This is a genomic window from Thalassoroseus sp., assembly GCF_984380535.1.
Map to the genome: position 1 here is coordinate 89334 of NZ_CFHRBF010000004.1, position 23333 is coordinate 112666.

21 protein-coding genes and 1 other RNA gene are annotated in these 23333 nt (G+C 54.1%); 15 read left to right on the forward strand and 7 right to left on the reverse strand.

What is annotated here, in order from left to right; translation table 11 throughout:
- Positions 1-30: 30 nt before the first annotated feature.
- The gene (locus AC5DDB_RS06525) at positions 31-1323 is read right to left on the reverse strand and encodes a radical SAM protein (RefSeq protein ID WP_491738886.1); all 1293 of its coding nucleotides are present in this window, start codon (positions 1321-1323) and stop codon (positions 31-33) included.
- A 253-nt stretch (positions 1324-1576) separates the two neighbouring features.
- Here AC5DDB_RS06525 and AC5DDB_RS06530 point away from each other — a divergent pair, with 253 nt between their 5' ends.
- The 9 genes from AC5DDB_RS06530 (at position 1577) to AC5DDB_RS06570 (ending at position 12917) form a co-directional block, all read left to right on the forward strand.
- The gene (locus AC5DDB_RS06530; protein ID WP_491738887.1) at positions 1577-3382 is read left to right on the forward strand and encodes a vWA domain-containing protein; all 1806 of its coding nucleotides are present in this window, start codon (positions 1577-1579) and stop codon (positions 3380-3382) included.
- A 218-nt stretch (positions 3383-3600) separates the two neighbouring features.
- Positions 3601-3942: an aspartate 1-decarboxylase gene (locus AC5DDB_RS06535; protein WP_491738888.1), complete on the forward strand. Its 342-nt coding sequence runs from the start codon at positions 3601-3603 to the stop codon at positions 3940-3942.
- A 133-nt stretch (positions 3943-4075) separates the two neighbouring features.
- Positions 4076-6220, forward strand: a complete 2145-nt coding sequence (locus AC5DDB_RS06540; RefSeq protein ID WP_491738889.1) for a protein kinase domain-containing protein — start codon at positions 4076-4078, stop codon at positions 6218-6220.
- Between the two features lie 98 nt (positions 6221-6318).
- Complete coding sequence (locus AC5DDB_RS06545; RefSeq protein ID WP_491738890.1) at positions 6319-6585, forward strand: hypothetical protein; 267 nt, start codon at positions 6319-6321, stop codon at positions 6583-6585.
- A 208-nt stretch (positions 6586-6793) separates the two neighbouring features.
- The gene (rpsO, locus tag AC5DDB_RS06550) at positions 6794-7063 is read left to right on the forward strand and encodes a 30S ribosomal protein S15 (RefSeq protein ID WP_491738891.1); all 270 of its coding nucleotides are present in this window, start codon (positions 6794-6796) and stop codon (positions 7061-7063) included.
- Between the two features lie 350 nt (positions 7064-7413).
- A complete protein-coding gene (gene pnp / locus AC5DDB_RS06555) occupies positions 7414-9534 on the forward strand; it encodes a polyribonucleotide nucleotidyltransferase (protein ID WP_491738892.1) in 2121 nt (706 codons plus the stop codon).
- An 80-nt stretch (positions 9535-9614) separates the two neighbouring features.
- Complete coding sequence (locus AC5DDB_RS06560; protein ID WP_491738893.1) at positions 9615-10349, forward strand: sensor histidine kinase; 735 nt, start codon at positions 9615-9617, stop codon at positions 10347-10349.
- 148 nt (positions 10350-10497) lie between these two features.
- Complete coding sequence (locus AC5DDB_RS06565) at positions 10498-11646, forward strand: DEAD/DEAH box helicase (protein ID WP_491738894.1); 1149 nt, start codon at positions 10498-10500, stop codon at positions 11644-11646.
- Between the two features lie 98 nt (positions 11647-11744).
- Positions 11745-12917 (forward strand): DUF932 domain-containing protein, encoded by a 1173-nt coding sequence (locus AC5DDB_RS06570; RefSeq protein WP_491738895.1) that lies wholly within the window; start codon positions 11745-11747, stop codon positions 12915-12917.
- Between the two features lie 199 nt (positions 12918-13116).
- On the opposite strand, the gene AC5DDB_RS06575 is transcribed toward AC5DDB_RS06570, so the two are convergent.
- Positions 13117-13242 carry a hypothetical protein gene (locus AC5DDB_RS06575; protein WP_491738896.1) on the reverse strand — a complete coding sequence of 42 codons (126 nt, stop codon included), beginning with the start codon at positions 13240-13242 and terminating at the stop codon, positions 13117-13119.
- A gap of 203 nt (positions 13243-13445) precedes the next feature.
- On the opposite strand from AC5DDB_RS06575, the gene AC5DDB_RS06580 reads away from it, so the two are divergent.
- The 3 genes from AC5DDB_RS06580 (at position 13446) to AC5DDB_RS06590 (ending at position 16134) form a co-directional block, all read left to right on the forward strand.
- Positions 13446-14171 (forward strand): sulfotransferase, encoded by a 726-nt coding sequence (locus tag AC5DDB_RS06580; RefSeq protein ID WP_491738897.1) that lies wholly within the window; start codon positions 13446-13448, stop codon positions 14169-14171.
- Between the two features lie 441 nt (positions 14172-14612).
- Positions 14613-15581 (forward strand): DUF1559 domain-containing protein, encoded by a 969-nt coding sequence (locus AC5DDB_RS06585; RefSeq protein ID WP_491738898.1) that lies wholly within the window; start codon positions 14613-14615, stop codon positions 15579-15581.
- Positions 15582-15720: 139 nt separating this feature from the next.
- Positions 15721-16134 (forward strand): carboxypeptidase-like regulatory domain-containing protein, encoded by a 414-nt coding sequence (locus AC5DDB_RS06590; protein WP_491738899.1) that lies wholly within the window; start codon positions 15721-15723, stop codon positions 16132-16134.
- Between the two features lie 10 nt (positions 16135-16144).
- Here AC5DDB_RS06590 and AC5DDB_RS06595 read toward each other — a convergent pair whose 3' ends face one another.
- The 4 genes from AC5DDB_RS06595 to AC5DDB_RS06610 form a co-directional block, all read right to left on the reverse strand.
- Positions 16145-17857: a glycerol-3-phosphate dehydrogenase/oxidase gene (locus tag AC5DDB_RS06595; RefSeq protein WP_491738900.1), complete on the reverse strand. Its 1713-nt coding sequence runs from the start codon at positions 17855-17857 to the stop codon at positions 16145-16147.
- A 111-nt stretch (positions 17858-17968) separates the two neighbouring features.
- The gene (gene mnmM, locus AC5DDB_RS06600; protein WP_491738901.1) at positions 17969-18556 is read right to left on the reverse strand and encodes a tRNA 5-(aminomethyl)-2-thiouridylate-methyltransferase MnmM; all 588 of its coding nucleotides are present in this window, start codon (positions 18554-18556) and stop codon (positions 17969-17971) included.
- Positions 18556-19620, reverse strand: coding sequence for an NAD(P)/FAD-dependent oxidoreductase (locus AC5DDB_RS06605; protein WP_491738902.1), 1065 nt, complete (start codon positions 19618-19620; stop codon positions 18556-18558). The genes mnmM and AC5DDB_RS06605 overlap by 1 nt, the downstream gene beginning before the upstream one ends.
- Positions 19621-19697: 77 nt before the next feature.
- Positions 19698-20657 carry an alpha/beta hydrolase gene (locus tag AC5DDB_RS06610; protein ID WP_491738903.1) on the reverse strand — a complete coding sequence of 320 codons (960 nt, stop codon included), beginning with the start codon at positions 20655-20657 and terminating at the stop codon, positions 19698-19700.
- 318 nt (positions 20658-20975) lie between these two features.
- Here AC5DDB_RS06610 and lpxA point away from each other — a divergent pair, with 318 nt between their 5' ends.
- Both lpxA and AC5DDB_RS06620 read left to right on the forward strand, forming a co-directional pair.
- Complete coding sequence (gene lpxA, locus AC5DDB_RS06615; RefSeq protein WP_491738904.1) at positions 20976-21770, forward strand: acyl-ACP--UDP-N-acetylglucosamine O-acyltransferase; 795 nt, start codon at positions 20976-20978, stop codon at positions 21768-21770.
- A 111-nt stretch (positions 21771-21881) separates the two neighbouring features.
- Entirely contained in the window at positions 21882-22604 is a 723-nt protein-coding gene (locus tag AC5DDB_RS06620; protein WP_491738905.1) for an MIP/aquaporin family protein, read from the forward strand.
- On the opposite strand, the gene AC5DDB_RS06625 is transcribed toward AC5DDB_RS06620, so the two are convergent.
- Positions 22580-22804: a hypothetical protein gene (locus AC5DDB_RS06625; RefSeq protein WP_491738906.1), complete on the reverse strand. Its 225-nt coding sequence runs from the start codon at positions 22802-22804 to the stop codon at positions 22580-22582. The two genes, AC5DDB_RS06620 and AC5DDB_RS06625, sit on opposite strands and share 25 nt — an antisense overlap.
- 342 nt (positions 22805-23146) lie before the next feature.
- On the opposite strand from AC5DDB_RS06625, the gene ffs reads away from it, so the two are divergent.
- Positions 23147-23240: signal recognition particle sRNA small type (ffs, locus tag AC5DDB_RS06630), an RNA gene on the forward strand.
- Positions 23241-23333: the final 93 nt, after the last annotated feature.

Here is a 23333-nt window from a genome sequence, read left to right on the forward strand (position 1 = left end):
GGTCGGGGCCGTGCACAATGTTTCTTCAGTCTATTGCAAGATCGGCAACGCGGGATCCGGTTTGACCGTGGTTTCAGAACCATTCGCCGCCAACACGCCGGGGGCGGCGGTGGTGCTGTGATCCTGATCGCGGTAGACGCCGAAGTCGTTGAACCAGAAGCGTTTCGCCAAGCGGTACCAAATGTTCTTTTCCGGAATTTCGTTGCCGGGGTTGAACTGCGATGTGCGAACTTGCATCGCTTCCAACTCCGCCAGCGCCGACTGTCGTGCGGTGACATCGGGAGCGGAATGTTCCTCGACAAGTTGTTTCAACAAGTCAGGCCGTTCGAGGACGATGCAGCCGCGTGTTGTTTCCTGCGAGAGTTTGCGGAAGTCGTTGAGATATGGCGAGTTAAACTTTTCGGCCAACGTCTTCGATTCGTCGTGGATGTTGTCGGTCGCGAACTGAATGATCGGGCAGGGCTCGATACCGCCCCACGGGTTGATGTGGTTCGTGATCCCCGTTGCCGCCGGACACAACGCTTCACCGTTGCCGTCGAAGTAGGCGTCGATAATCACAATCGGCTTTTTCGCCCGCATCTCGACGACAAACTTTCGCGCCCGGAGTTGTTGCTCCGGCGTGAGACACAGCTCTGGCGAGGCGTCCGGTCCCATCGGACGGTAGATATGGAACCAGGTGTAGAACACGCCCATCTCGATCAACTTGTCGACCCACTCCTCAGTCAGTAAGTCATCGATGTTCGTCTGGCACACGCTCGTGCAAACGCCGGTGAACACGCCCGCCTCTAGGCAGTTGTGCACACCTTGCATCGTCTTGCTAAAGACGTTCTCGCGGCCTCGGCGTTCGTCGGAGACGATTTCGTTGCCTTCCACGCTGATCAGCGGAGTCACGTTGCCGAGTTTGTGGAGTTGCTTCGCTTTCTCCGGCGTAATGAATTGCCCGTTGGTAAAAACTTGAAAATAACAATCCGGGTGGGCTGCGAAAATCTCCATCAACTGCGGGTGCATAAACGGTTCGCCGCCGACGATTCCGAAAAACACGTTGCCCATCGCTTTCGCTTCATTGATGAGCTTGTTCATCGCCTCTAAGTCGATCGTCTGCTGTTTGGCCGCGACATCGACCCAACACCCCTGACATCGCAAATTGCAGGAATTGATTACCGAGACATACAAGAACGGGGGGAAATAGTTGCCTTGTTTCAGACGTTTTTTGTGCAACCGGACGCTGCGTGTGCCTTTCACTCCCATCGTCCAGGCGACTTTGAGCAGCAATCGCTTGTCGGCTTCGAACAAGGCACGCTTGGCCATCTTGAGCAGATACATGGGCGAAGGTCTTCCGATCGCAAAGTCTGATAAGCCCGCTGAAAAACTCAGTTCGGTGTGCCACTGGCGTCTCGCTCGTGCGGATCACCCGCACGCATTTTCGGTCAAGCACGGCTGACATCGCCGTGGCACAAATTTTCAACTGGCTGCTATTTCGAGATGCCACGATTCTATCCTAAGCAATCGTGTGCTGGGAAGAAACTCCGTGAACCGCTATGCTGATCAAATCCAAAACTGACCGGGACCCGAATGCATGTCGTTTGCCAACCCTTGGGGATTACTCGCGTTGCTGGCGATGCCGGCGATCGTGGCAATTCACCTTTATCATCGTCGCTTTCCACCGATCGTGGTGGCGGGTGTGCATTTATGGGGCGTGCAACATGAGATGCGGTCGGTCGGCCGGACACGGGAACGGTTGCCGATCACTCCATCACTGCTGCTGGAGCTTTTGGCAGCGTTCTTGATCGCGATGATTCTATCACAGCCGCGATTCGGCGAACTCGGCCGGGCAACACATTTGGTGGTTGTGCTCGACAATTCCGCCTCGATGCAAGCCGAACCGACGACGGACACTTCGTTTCGCGATCTCGCTGCCGCGGAATTATTGGAACGCATGGACAATCTCAACCGAGGGAGTCGCGTCACGGCATTGGTCACCGGCAACCGACCGGCGACGCTAATTGGTCCGTTGGCGAGTGTCGACGAAGCTCGCGATCAGCTCGCGAGTTGGCAACCGTCGGTGTCGATCCATGAGTTCAGTACCGCCTGGGACCAGGCAGCTCAGTTCGCGGGCGAATCGGGAGAAATGTTGTTTCTCACGGACCATCTGCCGGCCGAGACGACGCCGCTGCCACAAAGGATGGAGACGGTAGCCGTCGGCGAACGTTTGCCGAACGTGGCCATTCTCGCTGCCCGTTGGCAGATCGATTCCGACAAAGAAACCAGCGAAATCTATCTGCGATTCGTCAACTACAACACCAATGCTGCAGTGGTTTCGGTCCGGGGACGTGTGAGTAGTCAAACGGTCTTCGAACGAGACTTAACCATCACACCAGGTGCGGAAACGCCGTTGCTTGTGCCGGTTCCGATGGGTATTGGCGATATCGTGATTGATCTCTCCACACCCCAAGACAGCCTTGCGATCGACAACACGGTCACGCTCATCGAACCGCAACCGCGACCGGTGAAAGTTGCCATCGATCTCGCAGGCAATCCGACCACGCAAGCCGCTGTGAAAAAGGCGATCGAAGCGTTGCCGGACGTTGAACAGGTCGCAGCCGGTGATGCAGATCTCGTCATCACGTCGCCCAATCCACTGCCACGTTCCGACCGAGAGTTGTGGTGGTTGGGCATTGGTCCGCTGAGCCAAACCGAGGAAGCGAAGGAAGCCGCTGTCGATCTTGGTGGCCCTTACATCCTCGAAAAACGCCATCCGCTGATCGAAGGACTGGAACTTGGCAACCTCGTGTGGGGTGGGGTGCAGAAAGTGGGATTAGACATCAACCCGCTCATCACCGCCGACCAACTTCCGCTACTCGGCCAATTGGAAGGAACCCGAACGACGGCGTTTCTATTAAACATCGACCTTAGTCGATCGCAACTCAGCGAGAGCGAGAACTGGCCAATCTTGCTGAGCAATCTTGTCGAACTCCGTCGGGATGATCTGCCAGGATTACGGCGTTGGAATTACCGCGTCGGTGAAATCATCCGGTTTCGTTGGCCGATTTCCGAAAACGAGATCGAACTGCGGTTGGTCGGTGAGAACACGGAACGGGAGTTGGCTCGCGATCTGTCTGGGATTGTCGAGATCGGCGGTCTTGATCAACCTGGCGTCTATGAAATCTTCGCCGGCGAAAAGTTGCTGGACCGGTTCGCTGTCAACTTTCATGACCCTCGCGAATCCGTGCTCACCGCTTTGAACGACGGCGTCATCGAGCCACAGACCACCGAAACCGTCAACGATTTTCGCTTCGATAACCCATATTCGTGGCTGATTTTACTAGCCCTCGCCATTGTTTTGCTCGCCGCGCTTGTTGATTGGCGAGTTGTGAAAGCGTAGTAAGAAGTAGGTCAGGCTGTGCCTGACGAAACATCAGTAGAACTGCCGAAACGTTCAATACGAAGTCACCGGAGCTTGTCGGGCCCAGCCTGACCTATGGTACACGGTTCCCTTTTTCGCCGATCTCGCTACGATTCACGATGTCCTAACTTGTGTGAACCCCAAGGTTCGCCGCGCGGTCTAATTGAGGGTACTAATCCCCTCGGAGTTTGATACGAATGAAGTGGTTTTTGTCTTCGAAGATTCATCACGCGACCGTCACGCAAGCCAATGTGGAATACATTGGCAGCATTACGATCGATTCCTCGTTGATGGAACGGGTCGGCCTGGAACCGGGTGAAAAGGTGATGGTCGCTGCGTTGGAATCCGGGGCGCGGCTGGAAACATATGTCCTCGAAGGCGAACCCGATAGCGGCGTCATCTGCATGAACGGCCCAGCTGCTCGGCAGATTCAAACCGGTGATCATATCATCATCTTCGGCTATACGCTCTCGACGACACCGATTGAACCCAAAGCAATTTTGGTCGATGGAGACAATCGCTTCGTGAAATGGCTATAGACTGGTTCTGCCCTCAAGGAAATTGTGCGAAGTTTCACGTGACAGGCTTACACATGATGGCTAACATCGAAGAGAGTTGAAACAAAGCCGATCCCGCCAGTTTCCTCGGGCCAGCAAGTTGGGAGGTCGCTATATGCCGAAGCCGTCACCTCAATCGCGGACAATTTCCCCTTCGTGTGCAGACGCCCTCAAGCAGTATCGAGCCAAACTCGCCAACGGCGAACGGATTTCCATCGATCGTTTCGTCGCGGAACACCCGGCGATCGCGGAGGAATTGCGAACGGTTTTGAAGAAATTGGCGGCTTCCCCAGTTTCCCGAAACGCAAAACAACGACCACAGCCACAAGACCGAGAGACACATTCGACCGGGACACTGGAATCGCAAGTTGGAGAACCACAGCCTATGCGTTCGGCTGATCCACAGAACGAGTTTTCATTGCCGCCCGAATTCGGCCGTTACCGCGTCGAAAAACAACTCGGTCGCGGGGCAATGGGGGCGGTCTATTTAGCCCACGATACCCAACTGGATCGGAACGTCGCGTTAAAAACGCCGTCGTTGGAAGCCAAAAACCGCCGCCAACGCATCGAACGATTCCAACTCGAGGCCCGTGCCGCCGCCCGGTTAAACCACGAATTCATCTGTACCGTTTACGATGTCGGTGAAATCGACGGCGTCAGCTTCATCGCGATGGAGTTCGTCAACGGTAAACCACTCTCCGATTTCGTCGGGCAACCCTGGCCGGAACGTCGAGCAGTCCTCATGGTGCGACGCTTGGCATTGGCAATGGAACACGCCCATGCGGCAGATGTCGTTCACCGCGACCTCAAGCCTGCCAATATCATGATCGATCGGCAGAAACGGCCGAAAATTATGGACTTCGGTTTGGCGCGTCAAGTCGATGCCGATGAAGACGAAAGCCGAATGACGAAAGAAGGTGCAATTCTCGGCACACCCGCATACATGTCTCCCGAGCAGGTTCTCGGTGACCTCGATACCGGACCGCCAGCGGACATTTACGCCCTCGGTATCATCCTGTTCGAATTATTGACCGGCGAACTTCCGTTCCGAGGGGGTACAACGGTTGTGCTTGGTCAAATTTTGGGGGCGGAGACTCCGCGACTGAGCAGTGTTCTTCCCCACATCGATCCCGAGTTAGACGCCATTTGTGCCCGGGCAATGGCTAAAAAACCGGAAGACCGTTACCAATCGATGAAGGAGTTCGCCTTACACCTGACCGAATTTGCTCAAGGGAAAACAGCGGGCACTTCGAGTTCCGACTCGGTCCCGGTTCTTCAGCTTGCTCAATCCGCAGACCCGGCGTTTGCCTCGACGCAGATTAACGACGTTTCCGCACCTCCGGAACCGGCGACGACGGAAATGGGGTTCGCGACCGAGTTGCCGCACATCCAGACTGAATCCCCAGACGACGTCGCCACTAGAAGCAGTTTGTTTACCACCCCTCCGGCTTCCGGTCACACACCCCCTGCAAGAAAATCGCACTCGAATGCCGGGCTCATCGCGATTAGTCTTGGCTTTGTCAGCATGATCGCGTTACTGATCGGTGGGGCGATGTTTCTGTCACAAGAACCCGTGGAAGAGCCCGATACGGTCGCTGTGACGAAGCCAACCGCAAAGCAACCTTCGTCGGTCGAATCGGAAGCCCCTGAAGACGAAAACTCGGAGAAAGAATCGGAACCTGAACCAGACTCGGAAGATACGGAATCGTTCGCTGAGCGATCCGAGAACACCCCGGATGAAGAATCTTCGGCGATCAAGGACATGTTGTCGACGAATTCCGAAACCCCACCACCGCAGACGACGATCGCTTCGAATTCGCCTCCACAAAAGACCAATCCCTCGCCTAAACGTGGCGGGTTTGGTGGGAATGCCGGCGGTTTTGGAGGGGGAGGGATTTTCGGCCCGCGAAATCGAACGCCTTCCCGTAACGATACCGACGATGAAAAACCAGATCCGAAGCCGGAACCGCAACCAGAACCTCAAAAACCCCGAGACGCTCTTCAAGAAAAGCAAGACGCGAAAGCCAGTTTGCGAACGGCTCAAGAGCGGCAAAACTTCGACTCTTTCTACAACAAATTTGAAGAAGTCTACGAGGATGCGCCAGGTGGTCCGTACTTCGGCACGTATACATTAATTCTCCCCGGTGCCGCACCGACCCAACAAGATGGCATCGCCAATGCCGCCAAATACATGGCCACCCGCATGCCGTTCCGTGGAAGTTCCCGTCGATATAACATGTACTACCAATACTCCGAATGAATCGAGACGTTCCGACCGATATGAGAACGAGATCCCTAGGTCGGGTGACGGAACGCTCGACCATTTATCACAGGAATTGAATACGTCCAAGGACTGACATGGCAGACCATACCGAGCACCAAAAGAAAATCATCAAACGTTTTTACGACAATCGTGATGATATCGATCAAGATCGACTCAGTGAGATGGTGACAAATCTTTACCTGACAGATTCCGCAAAGCAAAAAACTCGAATCTGGCAAAAAGCCGAAGAAACCATGCTCCGATTAGGCGTGCCGGAAAGCCGCGTGACGCATGTTGTTGGCACTCAAGATCCCGCAATCCTGGCTGAAGTCGTCAGTGACCTGCAGGCGGGCAAAATCTGATTGATAGCCCCATCAGAGCGTCGTTGTTGAATCCCGTCCCGCGAATACCGGACGGGATTTTTTATTGACCTCGCGATAATCTTGCATCGCGGAAGAGTTGATTTCTACTGGGACATTGTTAGAGTGTCTGACTTGAAACTCAATTCTGCCAAAGTGGACCGCGCAAACAGACGAGCGTGGTCATCTGTGTATGGAGCCGGTCGTTAAGATGTCTGTGACAAAAGAGCGGAAATCAGAAATTGTTGAAGAGTATCGACGGTCGGATTCCGACGTCGGTTCGCCAGAAGTGCAAATTGCAGTTGCCACGGAGCGGATCGCCAACCTGACGGTTCACCTCCGCGAAAACCCCAAGGACTACGCCAGCCAACGTGGTTTGATGCAACTCGTCAGCCGCCGTAAGAAGTTGTTGCGTTATCTCGCAAACAACACGCCAGAACGGTATCGCGAGATCCTTCAACGGCTGAACTTGCGGAAGTAGTTCTTAAGAAGCCGTGCGGGCTTCCAGGTACGCATGGCACGAGTCGTGTAAATCAGTATCAGGTGTCGAAACAACAACCTTTCGACAGGTGTGTTGAGAGCGACCACCATTCGCGTGTCGTCGACATACAGTGTCGACGATGCAGAACGGCACGTCCACGCAACACCTTCCACACTCGTGGCTAGTCGAGGTCGCAATAACTGTTGTCATAGCTCCAAGCGTGATCTGACAACGATAAGCGGGTTGAAGTGCGCATTTTGTCAAATGCGTCGAACTTCTGTCGTACGGTCTAACCCAACCGGTTGTGTCGGTGTGTCGTCGTAAGAATTTTGAATGCTAGGACGGAAAACGTGAGCAAAGTTACAGTCGAACGGGAAATCGGGGGCCGAAAACTCAGTCTGACAACAGGAGACTGGGCCAAGCAGGCAAGTGGGGCAGTTCGAGTTCAGTTCGGCGAAACAGTTCTCTTTGTTGCGGCTCAAACTGGGCCAGCCCGACCAGGTATTGATTTCTTCCCACTTCAAGTTGATTATCGAGAACGACTAGCCGCATCCGGCAAGTTTGCCGGCGGCTTTCTCAAACGCGAGGGACGCCCGACGACCCGCGAAATTCTGGCAGCCCGTCTCACCGACCGCCCGATCCGCCCCCTCTTCCCGGAGGGTTACAAAGACGAGTTGCAAGTCATGTGCAACGTCTTGTCCGCGGACCCCGAAAACGATCCTGATGCTTTGACGATCCTGGGAGCCAGCGCTGCGATCATGCTTTCGCCGGTTCCGTTCCAAGGTCCTATCGGTGGACTGCGGGTCGGATTGATCGATGACGAGTACGTCGTGTTCCCGACCATCCAACAGATGAAGGAGAGCAAGCTTGATCTGATCGTCGCCGGTAGCCGGAAAAGCGTTCTGATGATCGAAGGCTTCGGCGAAGAGATCCCCGAACAGCAAATGACCGAGGCGATCGCTTTCGCTCACGAAGAAATTCAGAAGCTCTGTGATCTGCAAGACGAGTTCGTCAAAAAGGTCGGTGTCGAGCCGTTCGAGTGGGAAGCTCCACCAGAAAACCCGTTCGATAAGATGCTCAAGAGCAAGGCTTATTCGCGGGTCAAGGAAGCGAAGCTAGCTGGCAAAAAGCAAGATCGACATAGCGAAGTCGCTGAGATTCGCCAAGAGTTCATTGACGAATTGTTCCCGGATGACGCCACGGAAACCGCCGATGGTCACTCGCTGACAGACTTCAAAGATGCTTTCTATAAGCTCGAAAAACGGGCCGTTCGCGACCTGATTCTCGAAGGCAAACGTCTCGATGGTCGTAAGCCTAGTGAACTGCGTCCCGTTTCGTGTGAAGTCGGTGTGCTGCCACGCGTCCATGGTTCCGCAGTGTTCACGCGTGGCGAAACACAATCGCTAGGCATGATCACCTTGGGAACCTCGCGTGACCAACAACGCGTCGACGGGTTGTATGATGAAATCTCCGAACGGTTCATGTTGCACTATTACTTCCCGTCATTTTCGGTCGGTGAAGTGCGTCCGATTCGTGGTCCCGGTCGACGTGAGATCGGTCACGGGATGCTAGCCCAACGCTCCGTGGAACCCATTCTACCTACGCCGGATAAGTTCCCTTACACGATTCGTGCGATCTCGGACATCCTCGAGTCCAATGGTTCGAGTTCGATGGCAACAGTGTGCTCGGCTACGCTTTCGATGATGGACGCCGGTGTGCCGTTGCAGCAACCGGTTGCTGGTATCTCCATTGGGATCGTGATGGACAGTGATACCGAATACACTCTCCTCACCGATATCATGGGTGATGAAGACCACTACGGCGACATGGACTTCAAAGTCGCTGGCACACAACGTGGAATCACTGGTATTCAACTGGACCTGAAGAACTCGGGGATCAACGGCCAAATCATCAAGGAGACTTTGGCTCAGGCTCGGCAAGCTCGGATTCAGTTGCTCAAGACCATGTTGACCACGATTCGTCGGCCACGTGGTGACATTTCCGATTTCGCCCCCCGTTTGCGTCAGATCAAAATCGATCCGGAAAAGATCGGTCTCCTCATCGGCCCTGGCGGAAAGACGATCCGCGCCATGCAGGAGAACAGCGGCGCTCAGATCGACATTCAAGACGATGGTACTGTCACGATTGCCGCGAACAATGGCGAGTCCGCTGCAAAAGCACTCGCTGCCATCGAAGCGATGACCGAGGAAATCAAAGTCGGTCGAATCTACGCAGGGACTGTGAGTTCGATCAAAGACTTCGGAGCCTTCATTGAGATTGCTCCCGGCAAAGACGGTCTCTGTCACATCAGCGAGTTGGCAGACGGCTTTGTGAAGAATGTTTCTGACGTCGTCAAGGTCGGTGATCGGATCGATGTCAAAGTGATTGCGGTCGACGAACAAAACCGTGTCAAGCTTTCTCGAAAGGCTGTCCTCGCTGAACAGAACGGCGAAGGTGACGAGGAAGAGTAATCGTCGCCTTTCGTGCTCTTGCACAACACGTGTCTTTGGAGCGATCACAAGGACCGCACCACTGCTCGATTTGAATAAGCATGAATGCGGATCGCTCATTAGGTGACGACGAACGCAAGCGATTACAATCGCAGTCGGCTGAGATCGCCACGCTCGCAGGCGGGTTAGCGCATGAGATCCGCAACCCGCTTTCGACAATCAGCCTCAATCTTGAGCTGATGGCCGAAGACCTTGAGCAAACCGACGGCAGTCCGCGTGATCGGCGATTGTTGAACAAGGTCAACTTGCTTCAACGTGAGTGTCGCCAACTCGATCAGATTCTCACGCAGTTCTTGCAGTTCGCTCGACTCGGTGAGCTTCACCGGATTGAAACGGATTGGAATTCGGTCGTTCGTGAGTTCATCGAGTCTTATCAGATGCAAGCGGACGATGCGGGAGTCCGCATTAGCCCGCATTTGGCGGCCGACCTTCCTTTGGTCCCCATCGATCGAGCGTTGATCCGGCAAGCGATTCTCAACCTCGCACTCAACGCCCAACAAGCCATGGCCGATGGCGGGACGCTAGAACTGCTGACATACACCGATCAAGAATCCGTCTGCCTGGACGTGATCGATACCGGAATCGGCATGAGTGCCGACATGCTCGAGCGGATGTTTCGACCATTTTTTTCGAGTCGCAAAGGCGGCAGCGGACTCGGACTGCCCACGGTTAAACGCATCGTCGAAGCTCACGACGGCGTGTTGACCTGCGAGAGTGAACCCGGTCGCGGTACTCGATTCAGAATTTGCATTCCGATCACACCGGCGACGAATTAACTGGGAATTCCGAAAAAATCGGAACGTCGGCTTTTTTGATGATCTCCTCAGCCGCCTGCTCGTTTCCCCTTTCAGAATCGAGTAAAATGTCAGTGTTGGAAGTCGACGAAATCGGATCGACACCACACACGGAAGGGGATCAACTCCAATGGAATTGGATGCTCTCGTCACGCAGACGAAGATCGAGCCGCGGCCCTATCAGGCTCGCATCGTTAATAAAGTTGTGGCGATGCTGGAAGGTCGGTTTACGAACGGCCTCGGGAATCTCGAACCCGCCGCTCGGTCAGCGATGATTGAATCGCCGACTGGCAGTGGCAAAACCGTCATGGGATTGTTGACAGCGAAACTCCTGCAAGAGCGACACGGCGTGCGGGTTGGCTGGGTTGCGATGCGTCGCAATTTGCTGAACCAAACGGCTGCAGAAAACGTCGAGCAGGGCATCGACGTCGACCCCATCGAGTTCATATCGATGTTCGACAAAAATCCGCCCACCGACATCGACCTACTGATCGTCGACGAAGCTCAACACGATGCTGCCTCGTCGATGGCGTTCTTGCACAACCGAATTCGCCCGCGATGGATTCTCGGACTCACCGCCACTCCGTTTCGAGCAGACCGCGTCAAACTTTGTTTTGACAAAGTCATCAAGGATGCGGGAATTCATCAGCTCATTCAGGACGGGTATCTCGCCAAGTATCACCACTACACGATCCCAGCGTTCAACGTGGACACGGTGGCCGAGTTTTATCTTCGCGAACCACACCGCTGGGGCAAAACAATCGTCTTCTTTCGCAAGCTGGCCGAGTGCTTCGAATTCGCCGAGCGATTGCAACGACATGACATCGCGTGTGAAACCGTGACCGGGTCGTCGGATCGCGATGCCCAACTCGCCCGCTTTCGCCAGGGGGGAACGGACGTGCTCGTCAACTGTATGGTTCTGACGGAAGGCTTCGACTGTCCGGATTTGCAAACCGTTTTCTGTCGTGATTCCGCAAAAGGCCCCACAATGCAAATGTGCGGGCGAGCGTTCCGTAAGCATCCGAATGTTCCGTTCAAGCAAGTGATCCAGAGCAAACTAACGCGGTATCCGTTCACGAAGATGGCGACCGCACTCGAGCAACATCTTTGGCAGGAAGATGAGTGGCGAACGTTGACGGTCAATCCGTTGATCAACATTGCGAACGCCCGGGCACGCATGGCCATCGCCAGCACGGATGTGGAAATGCCCCGTTTCATCCGTCGTCACAATGTCGGGCTTCCCCGTCATTGGAACGCGCAACCGTCGCAGTTCGATTGAACGGTCGATTGCCTGATCGTGTCCCTGCTGCCGCAATTTTCATGAATTCGCGTTACCTCATGTCGAGAACGCATTTTGCCCCGAAGGAGTGCAATCCCATGTCTGCCCGCGTCAACGATGCTTACACGTTCGAATATGGCGTCACCACGATCGGCCAATTGCGTGTAGAAACAACCGAACCGGAACAGAAGATGGCTCGCCATCGTCCGGTTGCGAACGTGTTCATCGATGATGAACCGGTGACGCCGACGGATCGGTTTTGGAACAGTCTGTACGTGCGATATGGATTCAGCAAATCGATTTTCAACTACTTTAGCCACGAGGAAGTCTTTCAACGCATCGCCGAGAAATCACCGCACGAGCGAATGCGATTCTGCATTGAACGCAATCCGAAATCGGGTCGAGGTCGGTTGCTAGGAATTTCTAATCCGAAACGTGCTGCCGTTCATCATGATGAACTGAGCGACCTGCTCTCGCGTTATGACGGCGAGAAAACGACCTATCACAACGGCATCGTCGAATCGCACCACATGCCGCGTACGGGATCAAATCGTTTCCAGATTTCCGGCGATCAATTCGCCCACCGCTTTGTGCTCCGAACGCCGGTGGATGGCTTTGGCCTGCCGAATATTTACTTGTCGCTTTTGCGTGAGGTTTGTTCGAACGGAATGATCGGCTACGCCAAAGCGTTCCGGAGTGAAATTACTCTCGGTCGCGGCGACGATTCTCCCATTTACTCTCTCGTGCGAGCATTGGATGGTTTCAACAATGATGAAGGCTACGCCGCTCTTCGTCAACGATTCGAAAGTGCGACCACGTCTTGGGCGAGCGTCCATGAAACGATGAGTCTTTACAACTTGCTGGCCCGTTTGGTCGGCGGTCGGCAAGTCAATCACGAATTGCGTGGCCACGATGGAGCAGAATCTCGCAGCACCAAAGACAGCACGCCGTTGCTCAAGTCGTTTCACCAGATGACGGGTGACGTCTCCCGGATTTACGGGTTGGCCAACCTCGACGCACTGTCCGCGAAACGACAACGGACCCTGCCGGTGCAGTGCAAGGTGTATGACCTGCTGAACTTCGCCACGGAAGTCGCCACGCACCATGCGGAAACCGACGGCTCTCGTCGTCTGCAAGCGTGGTTGGGTACGATGATCAGTCGCGAATACGACATGGAAGGGACCACCGATAACTACAGCGACTTCCAAGACTTCTTTGTTGCCGATAGTGCAAGTCGACAGACATTGAACGACCGCTCCATCCGAAACTAGTCGCGGCTCCCTTCAAACAGAAAACGCCCGAGAGATTGCTCGGGCGTTTTTTATTGCCATTCGTGGATTGCTTGATGAAACTTGGTCGGACGGATGATCAAATACATTGATACTCGGCGACCCAAATGGCTCGAGCGAACCCAAATGCTAGTAATGCTATTGAATATGAGATCGACGAGACGGGCCAGAACTTTTCGAATTACTTCGCAAGCACGAACACACAGAACGACTCGTTGAAATTGTGCTCGATGGTGATCTGAATAGCTTGTGGGATTGGTCGATTGATCGCAGCGTACGTTTGGCGAGCCTTCAAGATTGGACGCATGACGGAACCATTTCCAGTCGATCTCGTTAGACCAGAGCAAACTTGTGGAGGCGTTTCCTCGATACGGTCGACACCGCACCGAACAGTACCGGCCACTGCCGTTACGGACGGCTCCCATGAAATCAACGCATTCGACAGATATCATTGAATACGTTAGAAATCAGAGATGTTCGCGATTCTTCTCACTCTGACTCCGAGCCCACATGCGTAGGTTCAACAAAATTCACGTCATTGCACTTCCGCGGTGTGCCACGGTTTCCGTATGCGATGCATTGCGAATGTTGGGACTGCGTTTGGCTCATCTTGGCAGAATCGACCGACAGTCCGACGAAGAACACCACGACACAGCTCGGCTCGTGCGGATGCATCAGCAGATTGAGAGCAGCGACTTCGCTTTCGACATACTTGATCACTGTGATGGGCTTGCAGACTACCCGGCGTGCATCACGGAAGTCTATCAGAAACTCGATCAACAATATCCCGGAAGTCTCTTTATCAACGTCCGTCGCGATCTCGACCCGCAAGCCTGGTTGCGTTCCGCCCGACGACAATTCATCGGATTGCGATTACTTAAGTCGATGCCGAACTCGTCGGACCGTGACCAAGACTTCGTCAACGTGATGAACATCTTCCGCGAAATGACATTCGGCAGCCGTGAGTTTCATCACGAGACTTATTTGCGTGCCTATGAAACGCACCAGCAAAACGTATCTCGCTATTTCGCCAATCGACCGGAATCGATTTTAGACATCCCTGATATCAGCATTTTGAACGACCAGGGTTTCGATCTCCTCTGCGAATTTCTGGATTGCGAGAAACCAAAACTGCCGTTCCCGTACAACAATCGACATAGCATTGCCCCCGAAGAGGCGTATCGTTCGGCCTTGGAACGTGGTGAAATTACGACCGACACTGAAGACGACACCTGACTTTCCAATCTAACGTTACAAGCTCCCTCGTACCGCCATTCATTGGCGAGCCGGAAATCTTGAGAAAAGTCTCGGTTTTCTTCTAAGCCCGTGCGTAGAAACGTTTTCACAACACGTAATCGCAAGAATTGTGTCGCAAAAAGCGAAAAAATCAGAAAAATTGTTGAAATTCGTGTGCAATTTGTACAGAATGTCGATGATCTAACCAGACTTGTTTCTTCAAGTCTCAATATCACGCACTCGCGTAACGCTGTCGAAACCCAATCCAAGTTCAATTTTTTTACAACTTGGTAAGTCGTTTTACTTTCGAAGTCGTATGCGCGTGTGGTTTGCGTCTGTTGTCCAATTCTGGATTTCGGACTAAGCGGATGTTGTATCACCTTTCTAATCTTTGTTCTTCCACACCCGTCTTTGAAGGAGAGTCTTATGTCGCGTCGTCAAATGAGATCGCGCACTGGGTTCACGTTAATCGAACTACTCGTGGTGATTGCCATCATCGCGATTTTGATTGCCTTGCTGTTGCCGGCCGTCCAACAAGCCCGTGAAGCTGCCCGCCGCACGCAATGCCGCAATAACTTGAAGCAAATCGGGATCGCACTCCACAACTATCATGACATTCACGGCACGCTCCCTCCGGGTAGTTATCATACGACCACAGGCAACGAAGAAGTCTGGGGTTGGGGAGCCTATTTGTTGCCTCAGATCGAACAAACCAATCTCTACGAGCAGATGGGCGTCTCGTCACGACGACTGACCGAAATGTTGAGCACGGCGGATCGAACTTTGGCTCAGACAAAACTCGATTCCTACATTTGCCCCTCCGATCGTGGCAAACACTTGATGGACGGTGGGCGGATGAACGGCGGAAGTGGTCGTCACTTCAACGGAGCCTCGACTGGATTTAACAACAGCTTTCGCGTTGCCAAGTCGAACTACATTGGCGTCTGTGGTTATGGAGACGTGCATCGAACCAACAACGATGGCGTAATGTATCGGGGTAGCGAAGTTGGCTTTAAGGATATCATAGACGGGTTAAGCAACACGTTCGCAGTCGGCGAGCGAGATTTCCGTTGTGCACAGGGGGCATGGGTTGGCAATCGAAACGTAACCGGGCACGGACCACAAGGTGCGGACTACACAATGGGTCGCGTCACCCGACCTCTCAACGATCCTGATAACAGCTCGCACCATTGCACCGAAGGGTTTAGCAGTGCACATCCAGGCGGAGCTCACTTCTTGTTCTGCGACGGTTCGACTCAGTTCATCAGCGATAACATCAACTACAGCGTGCCAACCGGCGTTGACACAAGTAATGCCCCCGGCAAAGCGAGTAACGCCCAGAAACTTTCCTCGGGAACTTACCAACGGCTCGGAATGCGAGACGACGAGCAAGTAGTCGGCGATTACTAAGCCGTCATTTGACCGGTATCTCACTGAATTTGGGAATACATGTTTCTTTCGGCGACATGCCTCCTCGCATGTCGCCGTTTTTGTAAATTTAGATAAGCAATAGTATTCTTCTCTCAATTCCCCGTATAGGAGACGAGCCGTGACCCGAAACAGACTTTGCTATGCATTCTTGATTCTCGGAGTTATCGCGAGCGGCTGTGGTGGAAGTGACGACACCCCCGAACTGGGCACAGTTAGTGGTACGGTCACACTGGACGGAGAACCGGTGCCCAATGCGAATGTGTCATTCACGCCAACCGAAGGCGGACGACCATCGGCAGGAACAACCGACGAAGATGGGTACTACGAACTCATGTACTCGCTCAACAATCCTGGCGCTTTGCCAGGGGAACATCGAGTCGGAATAACCACGGCAACCACCGTCACTAACGAGGCCGGGGACGATGTCGAAGTTCCTGAAAAAATTCCCGCTCAATACAACGCGGAAACCGAGTTAACCAAGACGGTTGAACCAACCTCACAAACGATCGATTTCGAATTGAAATCGAACTAAATTCGTTATGTCAAACATGGTCGTCGGTCGGAATGGTCGTCGCTGATTGAGATTGCTCGACGACGATATTCTTGCCGTAATATTTTTGCAGACGTTCCCGAATCTGGGCAATTTGCGCCCGCCTGTCCAGATCGGGAATGTTCTGACACTCGTCAAGAATCTCCACAAGTTGTTCGAGACAACGCAACGTCAGTCGCTTCGAAAACACAAGCATCAACCGGCGTTCGACAAGGTCTTCGAGTGTCGCGACCCATTCGTTCTGGCAAACCCATTTGGCGTATGCGATGGGAATGTTGGTCCCGTCTAAGTTTTCGAATGGGCCCGGTCCGATTTGGTCCAAAATCTCATGTGTTCGGGTTCCCCATAAATTCCAAATCGTCGCAACCTGCGACGGTTCGGCGTTGTGACCTTTGGCAAGCTGATTCACTTCAGATTGCTCGGCTGTGGTGTCGGGTGGAAATGATTCCCCACCAGGAAAAGGTCGGTCGTGGGTATTCTGAGAACGCGAAATGCTGAGTTCTTCCAACACCCGGTCGGCGACCAACTCGCCGAAGGCCCGAGCAGTCGTCAACTTCCCGCCGACTAATGTGCAAAGGGGATATGACCCGATCCATTGTTCTTTGAGGGAATGGTCCCGGGAGATGGCGGCAGTTGTTCCATCGGTATAAGGTAACGGTCGCACACCGGCATAATGCATCGTCACATCGTCACGGCTCAGGTTCAGTCCGTCGAACAGATAATTGACCATTCCAAGCAGGTATTCCAATTCTTCTTCGCGTGCGATCGCTAATTCTGGCGGTCCTTCGAAGCGTTCGTCGGTCGTGCCGACCATCACTCCCTCGCCAAACGGGAGGACGAAGACCAAACGCCCGTCGTCTGCCTCGGCGTACAACCCGCCATCACGGAGCCGCTGACGAAGGTGTTCGTTAGTCGTGAAGAAATGGCTGCCTTTCGTGCCTCCGAACAACCGCGGCGAATTCACACCGAGTTTCCCAAGCGTCAAGTCTCCCCAGGCACCAGTCGCATTGATGACCATACGTGGCGTGCACGTGGTCGCATCATTGTCTTCTGCGAATCGGGAGACGAGACGAAAATCCTCACCGGTAAATTCGGTCTCGGTGTAGGTCAGCACGCGAAATTCGGTTGCGGTTTTCTCTGCAATCCGTCGTGCGTCTTCCACCATCGACAGCACAAACCGTTCGGGAAATTGCATCCAAGCGTCGGTGTAGCTGCATAGCCAACGAAACTTCTCAGGGTCGACATCAGGAGTCGAATCAGTTCCGACCGCAAATGATTTGGATTTCGGGAAAGCCGCATCAGAGACGAACGCGTCGTACATCTTCAAGCCGGTTTGCACCAACCATAATCCGCGAGATGCGGACTGACTCGATTTGCCGAACAGAAAGCGTTTCGCGGACTGCACCAAACCGCTGGACAGTTTCGAGACCGGAATCGAGAGTCGCAAAGGATGCACAAACTGCGGGGCCAAGCGATGTAACCGTGATCGCTCTTGGAGAGACTCTCGCACCAGCCGAAATTCGGCGTATTCGAGGTAACGCAACCCACCGTGAATCAAACGCGACGACCGGGAACTCGCCCCGGAGGCGATGTCGTGTCGATCCACCAACCACACTGGAACTCCGTTGAGAACCAGTTCCCGCGCGACGGCACAACCGTTGACACCGGCTCCCAGAATCAGAACCGGTCGTTGATCACTCGACATCCCCACACACCTTCAGAGTTCATCCGTTGTATGCCCATCAATGTTTCACTGCATATATCATAGCAGTCTCAGGCCAGGTTTCAGCATTCGAGCAGGTATCCGGCGAGGCATTCAATTGGAACACACTCGTGGTTTCCGTTTTTCGATCAGGAACAGAACCGGGGTACGTTCGCTCGGGTGCTGAACATCGATTCGCTCCCAAGATATCCGTTCTCGTAATGCCCACACCTCAATTGCATCGGTGATTGCTTGCATTTCTCGTGTCCCAGCGGGATGGCCGGGGTAGGCGAGAACCGTTATCAATCCATCGTCGCTAAGGACGTCAATCGCCGCGTCGATTGCAAGTACGGAAGAATCCGCCTGGGTCGTGTGCTGTTCATCTCCGCCAGGTCGGTAGCCTAAGTTGAACATCACCGCACCCACAGCACACCTGTGGTTTTCTGGAATCCAGGTTCGCAGGTCGGCGTGGTTTCCGAGAATGAGTTCGACATTCTCAACGGACTCATCCGCCAGTTTCTTCCGCGTGTTTTCAATCGCGCTCGGCTGATTGTCGATTGCAATCACTCGCCCCGATGACCCGACACGACGCGCAAGAAAGAGGGTGTCATGTCCGTTACCGGCGGTGGCATCGACTGCGAAGCCGCCTGTCGGTAACACGTCGCCAATCCGTTGCTGAGCGAATTGCGTCAGTCGAATCATCAAGTTTTCCGTCGGAGTTGGTAGTCGTATTCCGGGTCGATCGGGCATTCGCCTGTTGCAGCTTCCACCAAGTGCGCGACAACTGCGGGAGCTTGCAACGCACCTTTCGAAGCCAAACCGTTGAACAACCACATCCCCGCGTGAGTCGGGTGTCGACCGATGACGGGGTTGCGTCCCACAACAATCGGCCGAACGGCTGCATCGTGCTGTAGTACCTCGACCGTGTCTGACACGAATTCTTGGAGGCCGTTCAAGATGGTCTCTTTCCCGGCTGAGGTGCACTCACCGGTTTGGTCTTCACGATTATAGGTCGCACCGACGCGAAAAACCTGTGCGGTTTTTTCCGCGGTTAGCCATAGACCCCGGTGTATCGTACGCGATTCTGTCAGCCCGCTGATTCGCACAGTGAGAATTTCCCCTGCGGCCGAATCGAACGCCAAATCCGCGAACCACGCGTTGTTCCGAGCCGCGATGCCTTCGCAGAAGAACAGGCGTTTGGCCGTCAGGTTGAAACGAGGCAATTCGATGCTTTCGAGGTTGGGTTCGACATCGGTGGTGGAATCAATATCGGCTTGGAGATAACTATTCGTCTGCTCCAGCATGCTCCGAGTGGCAGCCAAGAATTGAGTCGTGTCCAAGCGGGCCGCTGAGGGCATTTCAAATGCACCGAACGGTTGATGAAACACTTCCGATTTGAGCGGCGGCCTTGGCGGTTGCGTTTGTCCACTCAGTTTGCCCGCCGTAAGCCGTTTGGCATAGTTGTCGACTTCGGCTTGCGATGCAAGAATTCTCACTGCCGGTTGAACACGAAAAATCGACATGCCGGTATCGCGTTCGACCCGTCGATAGAACTCGACCGCGGCTGGCCAGAATTCGGCGAATCGCCAAGTTTCGACGAATCGCATGCCGGTGACGGGCGTGATCAGACCGGCGGCAATCCGGGAGGCTGTCTGTGTGTCTTCGCGGTCGATCACCAGCACTCGCCGTCCGAGCCAATGCAATTGCCAGGCCAACACCGAACCGGCAAGCCCTTGGCCAATGATGATGTCGTCAACTTCAGGCATGCGTTGTATTCGTCAAAAGAAAATCGCCACCGGAAACCCGGCGGCGACATACAAATTCATTCGAGATCAGTTTCGATCTAGCGTTGTAAACGGCTGCGACGATCTTGCCATTCAACGTCTGCGTTCTGCACCGAATCTTTAAGGAACTTCACCATCTGGGTTTGAATGGGTGCGATTCTCAACATCATCGATCCACGGGCCGGTGTGGGAAACGCCGCTTTGAAGACGCGATCTTCGATCGGTTTGACGTGAACGGTGTCGTAAAGTTCTTCAGCAGTTCGTTTGTCTTTGGCGTCGTTGCCGTAGAGGAACACGATCGAGGGCATTAATTCCTCACCGGCGACCGGGTAGAATGCCGATGCTGCGTCCTTCAGTAATCGCACAGCAGCTTGGCCGGGAACCCCCGGAACCGATTCTGCCGGAGAAACCAGCAGCAACGCTCGCACATCTTGTCCTTTGCGAGTTTTGGCAATGGCCGTTGGGGCGTCGTTATAAGGAGCTTTCGCCCAATCAGAAGCCGCCCAAGCAGCAGCGACAGGTGCCGCTTCTTCACACGCCACAATGGCCATCTTCGACATGTTCAACTTGCCTTCTTGGTGTTGATCGAAGATGAATTTTTTCACGCTTTCGATATCTCCTGCAGCCCAACCGGCACTGGCGACGGCTTGCCAATCGCGACGTGTCATCTTTCCACCGGTCGCTGAACCAAGACCGGCCTTGGCCTCGCCATGCTTGCGATAGTCCATCGCGATCACCGCAAAACCGGTTTTCTGCAACGCTTCGGCAAAACCATTCGCTTTCCAGACTAAACGATTCTTGCCTTCACCGTGCAGCAATAGGACGACAGCGGCATCTTTCCCTTCCCGAGAAGGGTAGTAATGAAACGGAATCTTCCAACCGTCTGCCGTTGTGACTTGATCCGTTTCGACATCATTCTGAGCGAACGCATCAGCGGCCACACCACCACAAATCGCGGAAGTTACCAGACTGAACAGGAAAAGTCGTCTTGCGATAGACGCCGGCGAAAGACGAGCCATGGAAACACCCTCTATGTGAGTGAGAACGATTGATGGGGACCGTGGATGTGGTTCTTCGATGAACAGACGATCTCGAATCGCCTTCTTCTCAGTGTAAAGTCGACTGTCCGAAGGGTCAATCTGCGATTGACATGGGTGGCAGGATTGAATAATGATTTGCCGCGATTGATCCGCAAGGTCGACCCCGATTCGTAAGTTTGCCGCCGTATCGCGGCCAACCGACTTCGAACGGTCAGACGGCAATCCCAATTGGAATGGAATCGATTGGGGTTTGCGATTGCGCTGAACAATGAACATCAAAGAACCTTGGGAGGCAAGATGCCGATTCACCCAACCGCCGTTGTCGACCCACAAGCCGTTATCGACCCTACCGCGATTATTGGCCCGTATACCGTCATCGAGGGACCAGTCGCGATTGAGTCTGGTTGCAAGATCGGCCCGTTTGCTTACATCACGGGATCGACCACCATCGGTGCCAATTGTACCATTCACGCCAACACGAGCATTGGCGACTTCCCGCAAGACCGGGCATTCGAAGGCGGCGAGAGTTTCTGCCGAATCGGAGCCGACACGATTATTCGGGAAGGTGTCACCATTCACCGAGGAACCGCCGCTGGGTCAATCACCAGTGTCGGCGACCGATGTCTGTTGATGACGAATTCCCATGTCGGGCACAACTGCGTGCTCGACGACGACGTGACACTCGTGAGCGGTTCGCTGCTCGGCGGACACGTGACGGTCGGATCGAAGACGATCATCAGCGGCAATGCAGCTGTGCACCAATTTGTGCGGATCGGTGAGATGGTGATGGTCAGCGGACTCGCGAAAGTCGTGCAAGACATTCCGCCATTCTTCATGACCGACCGAGATGGCCACGTTGTCGGTGTGAACAGTGTGGGACTGCGTCGCAACGGATTCACAGCCGAGGAACGAGCCGAAGTCAAAGCGGCGTTTCGGATCGTGTATCGATCGATCTCGAACGCACAAAACGCGCTGGACTTACTTCGCGAGACCATGCAAACCCGCACCGGACGGGCCATCGTCGAGTTCTACTCGAACGGGGGCGGTCGGGGTGTTGCCAAAGGACGGGAACGGCGTCGAGCGGCGGCTTAATTCCTAGAATAGCGATCGTTCCAGTATAGCGACCAAACGTACTGCCGATTCTTTCCGTTGCCTGGTCAATCCGTTACAGTCATGGGCACTTTCCTTGACCCATGACCGCGGATGAGCAGCTCGATAATGACGATCAATCAACGGAAGTATGTCGCGGAAGTGATCGGCACATTCGCCCTGATTTTCGCTGGAACTGGCGCGATTATCGTCAATCAGGCGACCGACGGGCAGCCGGTGACACATCCCGGAATTGCATTGACGTTCGGGTTGATCGTCATGTCTGTGATTTACGCCATCGGTGACGTTTCCGGTGCGCATATCAATCCGGCGGTCACCATTGCGTTTGCGGTCGCCGGTCGATTCCCTGTTTCCCAGGTGTTGCCATATTTGCTTAGCCAGTGCGTTGGCGGCTTAGCAGCGAGCGGACTTTTACGACTTCTGTTTCCACTCCAAACATCGCTCGGCGGAACATTGCCGGCGGGGCCGTGGTGGCAATCGTTTGTGTTTGAAGTCGTGCTGACGTTCCTGCTGATGTACGTTGTTCTACGAGTCTCAAGTGGCTCGAAAGAGCAGGGGATCATGGCTGGCGTTGCCATCGGCAGCGTGGTGGCCTTGGAAGCGATGTTCGCCGGGCCGATCTGCGGAGCGTCCATGAACCCCGTACGCTCGTTTGCCCCTGCGGTGGTTAGTGGCAACTTGCAGTCGCTTTGGATCTACCTCACCGCACCGGTCATTGGTGCGGTACTGGCAATCCCGGCGTTCGCGGCGACAACAATTCCACTCTACAACGAGCCGACTGCGTCGAGCAATCAAACCCCGGCAGAGGCGAAGTGAGTCGGATCGTCAGAACCCATGGCGTACAAGCCGTTGAGGACCGCCAACATTTCCTGACCCATCTCTGTCAACTCCGGCCAGACCGCATGCTTGTGTTCGGTCTCAGAACCTTGAGCTTGGTCATCGAAGAGGCCATCGTAATCGGTCTCGAAATCCAAGTTATTGGCGTTTTCGCTCAGGGTCGAAATCATTCCGTTCATAAGATCTCTCTTGGCAGGCAAGCGGTACAATAGACGGACAGAATGTTGTCAATTAGGAGGGCTGACTCAAGAACGCCTGAAAATCGAGCGGATCGACGGCGAACCATCTTGAGTCTCGTTATGAACATAGGTCACGAGGAAATAGACATCGCCGATTTTCAAACGAAGAAACTGGAAAGAATAGGGCCTTGGTTCGGGCAGAAGCGAATCGTCCAAATGAAACGATTCTCATAGATGGATGCGACTTTGCCCTGACGAAAAGTTCGGCTGGCCCTTGACCGGAGGCCACATCCTGTCATAATTCGCCTCGGTGTTCTTCGACTCTGCATAAAGAGCGAGACGCCACCTTTAATTGGGGTGGGCGCGTGTGAACCTGGTCAGGCCCGAAAGGGAGCAGCCATAAGCATTGTTGTCCAGGTCCATGCGAAGGTGGCGTCCCGCTCTTTTTCTTTGCGCCGCCGGCAATTCGTGTTCGGCATCAGAGACTCTTTGGCACTACGGTCGGTGATTTGCTATCGTAACTGGTTCG